The 5,596-nt window shown below is 66.3% G+C and carries 7 protein-coding genes; 2 read left to right on the forward strand and 5 right to left on the reverse strand.

The annotated features are described in order from the left end of the window. The 5 genes from x551_RS17725 to petA form a co-directional block, all read right to left on the reverse strand. On the reverse strand, positions 1-426 hold a 426-nt coding region (locus x551_RS17725; RefSeq protein ID WP_036249828.1), incomplete at its 3' end, for a ClpXP protease specificity-enhancing factor. 26 nt (positions 427-452) lie between these two features. Next, a complete protein-coding gene (locus x551_RS17730; RefSeq protein WP_011828452.1) occupies positions 453-1,067 on the reverse strand; it encodes a glutathione S-transferase N-terminal domain-containing protein in 615 nt (204 codons plus the stop codon). 126 nt (positions 1,068-1,193) lie between these two features. Continuing rightward, positions 1,194-1,961 (reverse strand): cytochrome c1, encoded by a 768-nt coding sequence (locus x551_RS17735; protein ID WP_036232345.1) that lies wholly within the window; start codon positions 1,959-1,961, stop codon positions 1,194-1,196. A gap of 20 nt (positions 1,962-1,981) precedes the next feature. Further along, entirely contained in the window at positions 1,982-3,382 is a 1,401-nt protein-coding gene (locus x551_RS17740) for a cytochrome bc complex cytochrome b subunit (protein WP_036232348.1), read from the reverse strand. A 16-nt stretch (positions 3,383-3,398) separates the two neighbouring features. Next, positions 3,399-3,998, reverse strand: a complete 600-nt coding sequence (gene petA, locus x551_RS17745) for a ubiquinol-cytochrome c reductase iron-sulfur subunit (RefSeq protein ID WP_011828449.1) — start codon at positions 3,996-3,998, stop codon at positions 3,399-3,401. 207 nt (positions 3,999-4,205) lie between these two features. Here petA and mscL point away from each other — a divergent pair, with 207 nt between their 5' ends. Together mscL and x551_RS17755 are read left to right on the forward strand one after the other, a co-directional pair. Then, positions 4,206-4,619, forward strand: coding sequence for a large conductance mechanosensitive channel protein MscL (mscL, locus tag x551_RS17750; protein ID WP_011828448.1), 414 nt, complete (start codon positions 4,206-4,208; stop codon positions 4,617-4,619). A gap of 55 nt (positions 4,620-4,674) precedes the next feature. Beyond that, on the forward strand, positions 4,675-5,596 hold a 922-nt coding region (locus x551_RS17755), incomplete at its 3' end, for a DUF1631 family protein (RefSeq protein WP_036249830.1).

The following is a 5,596-nucleotide window of genomic DNA, read 5'->3' on the forward strand; positions in this document are numbered from 1 at the left end:
CTCGGCCAGCCGGAGGCCGCGAGGCGCGGCCGCGGCCTCTGCAGCACTGCTGTTGCCCTCGGTGGGCGGGGGGGGCTCCGCGCCGCCGACCGGCGGCGCGGGAAAGGCCATGCCCTGCCCGTTCTCGCGCGCGTAGATGGCGATCACGTGGTCGATCGGCACGACGATCTCGCGGGCGGTGCCGCCGAAGCGCGCCTTGAAGCTGATGAAGTCGTTGCCGAGCTGCAGGCCGCTGGTAGCCTCGAAGCTGGCGTTCAGCACGATCTCGTTGTTCTTGACGTATTCGGCCGGCACCTGCACCGAGCCGTCCACGTACACCGCGAGATAGGGCGTGAAGCCGTTGTCGGTGCACCAGTCGTGCAGCGCGCGGATCAGGTAGGGGCGCGTCGAGGCGCCCTGCGTGTCCGGCGTGACGGGGATCGTCATCGTGGCGCTCCTGCCTGCCGCGCGATCTACTTGCGCATCACCTTCTCGGACGGCGTCAGCGCCTCGATGTAGGCCGGGCGCGAGAAGATGCGCTCGGCGTACTTCAGCAGCGGCAGCGCGTTCTTCGACAGGTCGATTGCGTAGTAGTCCAGGCGCCACAGCAGCGGCGCGATCGCGACGTCGAGCATCGAGAAGTCGTCGCCGAGCATGTACTTGTTCTTCAGGAAGATCGGCGCGAGCTGCGTGAGGCGATCGCGGATCTGGCTGCGCGCCTTCTCGAGCTGCTTGTCGGTGGCCTTCACGCCGCTGCGGCCTTCGAGCAGGTTCACGTGCGCGAACAGTTCCTTCTCGAAATTGAACAGGAACAGCCGCACGCGCGCACGCGCCACCGGGTCGCCCGGCATCAACTGCGGGTGCGGGAAGCGCTCGTCGATGTACTCGTTGATGATGTGCGACTCGTACAGGATGAGGTCCCGTTCGACGAGGATGGGCACCTCGTTGTACGGGTTCATCAGCGCGATGTCTTCGGGTTTCGCGAACAGGTCGACATCGCGGATCTCGAAATCCATGCCCTTCTCGAACAGCACGAAACGGCAGCGGTGCGAGTAGGGGTCGGTCGTTCCGGAGTAAAGCACCATCATGGCGGCGGGCTCCTAGGTTCTTCGGGGGCCATCAGAAAAACGCAAGCGGAGCGGATGCATGCATCCCGCTCCGCTCACGCCGTCACAGACCGATGGGCGCCTGCTGCGCCCCGGCCTGCGGGTCACTTACTTCACATCTTTCCAGTAGGCCGCATTCAGCCGCCAGGCGATGATGGTGAACACGCCGAGGAACAGCAGCACCCACACGCCGAGTCGCTTGCGCTGGTTCTGCGCCGGCTCACCCATCCATTGCAGGTAAGCCACCAGGTCGCCGACGGCGTCGTCGTAGGCCAGCGGGCTCAGCTTGCCGGGGGTCAGTTGCTCGTAGCCAGCGAAGCGGTGCAGCTTCTTGCTGGCGTCGTGCGGATCGGCTTCCTCGACGAACTTCGCGGTCCGCTGTCCCTGCAGTTCCCACAGCACGTGCGGCATGCCGACGCTCGGGAAGACCATGTTGTTCCAGCCGGTGGCCTTGGTGTCGTCGCGGTAGTAGCTGCGCAGGTAGGTGTACAGGTAGTCGGCACCCGATCCACCCGCACCGGCCCGCGACCGCGCGATCACGGTCAGATCAGGCGGCACGCCGCCGAACCATTCCTTGGCGTGCTTGGGATCGAGTGCGATCTTCATCGTCTCGCCGACCTTGTCGGTCGCGAACAGCAGGTTGCCCTTGATCTGCGCTTCGCTCAGGCCGATCTCCTGCAGCCGGTTGTAGCGCATGTAGGCAGCCGAGTGGCAGTTGAGGCAGTAGTTGACGAACAGCTTGGCGCCATGCTGCAGCGACGCCACGTCGGTCATCTTGTTCTGGGGGAACTTGTCCCAGGCGATGCCGCCTTCGGACGCGCGGGCCGTGCCGGCGAAGGCACATGCGGCCAGCAGCAGGGCGATCAGCTTCTTCATGTTCTCGGGCTCCTGCAGGCTCAGTGGGCGGCGAAGGTCACGCGATCGGGCACCGGCTTGAACGTGCCGAGCTGGCTCCACCACGGCATCAGCAGGAAGAAGCCGAAGTAGAACAGCGTGCCGATCTGCGACACCAGCGTGCCGATGTCGGTCGGCGCCTGGATGCCCAGGTAGCCGAGGATGAAGAAGAACAGCACGAACAGGCCGTAGACGTACTTGTGCCAGTCCGGGCGGTAGCGGATCGACTTGACCGGGCTGTGGTCCAGCCAGGGCAGGAAGAACAGGATCACGACCGCACCGCCCATCACGACCACGCCCCAGAACTTGGCGTCGAAGGTCTTCAGCAGCGCGATCGCGACGAGCCCGCCGACCAGCACGGCAATCTTCGCGCCGCCGCCGAACTTGCCCTTGAGCACCGCCAGTACCGCGCCGGCGGCGATCAGCACCGCGAGCACATTGACCATGAAGTCGGTGGTCGCGCGCAGCATCGAGTAGTACGGTGTGAAGTACCACACCGGAGCGATGTGCGCCGGGGTCTTCAGGGGGTCGGCCGGGATGAAGTTGTTGTACTCGAGGAAGTAGCCGCCGAACTCGGGCGCGAAGAAGATGATCGCGCTGAAGATCATCAGGAACACGCTGACGCCCAGGATGTCGTGCACCGTGTAGTACGGATGGAAGGGGATGCCGTCCATCGGCGTGCCGTTCGGCCACTTCTTCTGCTTGATCTCCACACCGTCGGGGTTGTTCGAGCCGACCTCGTGCAGCGCGATGATGTGCGCGGCCACCAGGCCCAGCAGCACCAGCGGCACCGCGATGACGTGGAAGCTGAAGAAGCGATTCAGCGTGGCGTCGCTCACCACGTAGTCGCCGCGGATCAGCAGCGCCAGATCCGGGCCGACGAAGGGCACGGCGGCGAACAGGTTGACGATCACCTGGGCGCCCCAGTACGACATCTGGCCCCAGGGCAGCAGGTAGCCCATGAAGGCCTCGGCCATCAGGCACAGGAAGATCGCGCAGCCGAAGATCCACACCAGCTCGCGCGGCTTGCGGTAGCTGCCGTACATGAGGCCGCGGAACATGTGCAGATAGACCACGACGAAGAAGGCCGAGGCACCGGTGGAGTGCATGTAGCGCACCAGCCAGCCCCAGGGCACGTCGCGCATGATGTACTCGACCGACGCGAAGGCCAGGCTGGCGTCGGGCTTGTAGTTCATCACCAGGAAGATGCCGGTGACGATCTGGATCACCAGCACCAGCATCGCCAGCGAACCGAAGAAGTACCAGAAGTTGAAGTTCTTCGGCGCGTAGTACTCGGAAAGATGCTCTTTGTAGAGCTTGGTCGCCGGGAAGCGGTTGTCGACCCAGGTCATCAGCTTCTGCGCCACGGGCGCGTCGGCAGGGGCAGTCTTGAATTCGGCCATGGTGTCCTCGCGCTGCTCAGGCCTTGGCCTCGCCGATCAGCAGCTTGCTGTCGGTCAGGAAGGTGTAGGGGGGCACCTCGAGGTTGTCCGGCGCCGGCTTGTTCTTGAACACCCGCCCGGCCATGTCGAAGGTCGAGCCGTGGCAGGGGCAGAGGAAACCGCCCTGCCAGTCGTCCGGCAGCGAGGGTTGCGGACCGGCCACCAGGCGATCCGACGGCGAACAGCCCAGATGCGAGCAGATGCCGACGACGACCAGGATCTCCGGCTTGATCGAGCGCCACTCGTTGCGGGTGGTCTCCATCGGCGTGACCTCGGCCGGCTTGCGCTCGGACTTCGGGTCGGCCACCAGCGCGTCGGTCTTCTTCAGCGACTCCAGCTGTTCCGGCGTGCGGCGCAGGATCCAGACCGGCTTGCCGCGCCACTCGACCGTCATCTTCTCGCCCGGCTTGAGCGCGCTGATGTCGGCCTCCACCGCGGCGCCGGCGGCGCGGGCGCGCTCCGACGGCTGGAAGGTGGAGACGAAGGGCACCGCGGTCGCGATGCCGCCGACGGCGCCGGCGCAGGACGAGGCGATCAGCCAGGTCCGCTTGCTGTGATCGACTTGCTGCTCACTCATGGAATTCCTTGGGCTAGCGCTTTGATTCTTGAACAACCATCGATTCTAATCGACAGACTGCTCCGTTCCGAGGCCGGATCGGCATCGAAGATTCCAGCAAGCCGTGCGCCAGCTCGGCTTGACTTGCCGCAAACCTCGGGAATACTCGCTCACGACAGGCGCCGGACACCCCGGTCGACCATCATTACTACCTTCAGGAGGCTGTGCATGTCGTTCTTCAGCGAGTTCAAGGAGTTTGCCGTCAAGGGCAATGTGATCGACCTGGCCGTTGGCGTGATCATCGGCGGCGCCTTCGGCAAGATCGTCGACTCGATCGTCGGCGACCTGATCATGCCGATCGTCAGCAAGCTGTTCGGCGGCCTCGACTTCTCGAATTACTACGTCGGACTGGCAGGGCAGGCCGCCGGACTGCCGCTCGCGGAGGCCAAGAAGGCCGGCGCGGTCTTCGCCTATGGCAACTTCATCACGGTGGCGCTGAACTTCGCGATCCTCGCCTTCATCATTTTCCTGATGATCAAGCAGATCAACCGACTGAAGAAGGACGAACCGGCCGCCCCGCCTGCGCCCCCCGCCGAGGACATCGTGCTGTTGCGCGAGATCCGCGATGCCCTGAAGAAGTGACCCGCCTGCGGGCGCGCTGCCGGGGCACCGGCCCGCCCGCCTCCTTGCCGACCCTGTGAACGCCGCCCCCAACGTCCAGGCCGCATTGAATGCGGCATGCCTGCGCATCCAGGCCACCGTCACGGCCGCCGCCGAACGACTGGTGGAGACGCTCGCGTCGCAGTCGGCCTCGTTCGCCAGCATCACGACCCGCCAGCTGATGGCGAGCACGCAGTTCGACCTGCGCCGCAAGCTGCCCGACTTCACCCTGGTCTTCAGCGCCGGCCTGCGTGACCGCGTGCTCGAGGCCGCCGAGCCGCGCAGCTCGACCCGCTCGCTGGCCACCACCTCGTGGGAGTCGCTGAGCCTGGTCGGCGACGACGAGGTGGACGAGCGCGTCTCGGCCGAGCGCCTGAGCATGCAGATCGTGCACGAGTGCGAGTGGGAGATGCGCGAGCTCGACGGCTACATGGCCGCCCTGCTGCGCCACGGCGAACCCGACCCCGATCGCAACCCGCTGCGCCCCGAGATCATCGGCCGTGCGCTGCGCCGCGCGATCCACGCCGTGAACGACGATCCGGCCTCGCACCGGCTGCTCGCCACCGAGTTCGGCCGCTCGCTGGCCACGGCGATGCGGGCCTGCTACGCCGGCATCATCGCCGACCTGCAGGCGCGCGGCGTCAGCCCGATCGGCCTGGCCGTGAAGACGGTGCAGGGTCCCGGCAACGACCTGCCACGCGAGGTGCTGCGCGAGAACTCCGGCTACCAGACCTCGGGCTTCCATGGCTCGGCCTTCCAGGCCTCGGCACGCGACCTGGTCCAGGCCGAGCAGATGCTGCAGACGCTGTTTGGCATCGCGCTGCCCCAGGCGCTGCAGGCGGCCTCGGGGGCCGGCGCGCTGGGCCTGCCTTCCGGACCGGGCGCGCCGTCCGGGTTCGGCAGCAGCCGGTCGGGGAGCAGCACCGGCAGCCGCGGCTATGGCGGCACCGGGAGCGGCT

Origin of the sequence: Methylibium sp. T29, assembly GCF_000576205.1 — a bacterium.
Lineage (GTDB): Bacteria > Pseudomonadota > Gammaproteobacteria > Burkholderiales > Burkholderiaceae_C > Methylibium > Methylibium petroleiphilum.

Bases quoted from the DNA above. Each gene is read 5' to 3' on its own strand.
- petA (WP_011828449.1), bottom strand. From the start codon at position 3,998: ATGAGTGAGCAGCAAGTCGATCACAGCAAGCGGACCTGGCTGATCGCC.
- x551_RS17730 (WP_011828452.1), bottom strand. From the start codon at position 1,067: ATGATGGTGCTTTACTCCGGAACGACCGACCCCTACTCGCACCGCTGC.
- x551_RS17735 (WP_036232345.1), bottom strand. From the start codon at position 1,961: ATGAAGAAGCTGATCGCCCTGCTGCTGGCCGCATGTGCCTTCGCCGGC.
- x551_RS17740 (WP_036232348.1), bottom strand. From the start codon at position 3,382: ATGGCCGAATTCAAGACTGCCCCTGCCGACGCGCCCGTGGCGCAGAAG.
- mscL (WP_011828448.1), top strand. From the start codon at position 4,206: ATGTCGTTCTTCAGCGAGTTCAAGGAGTTTGCCGTCAAGGGCAATGTG.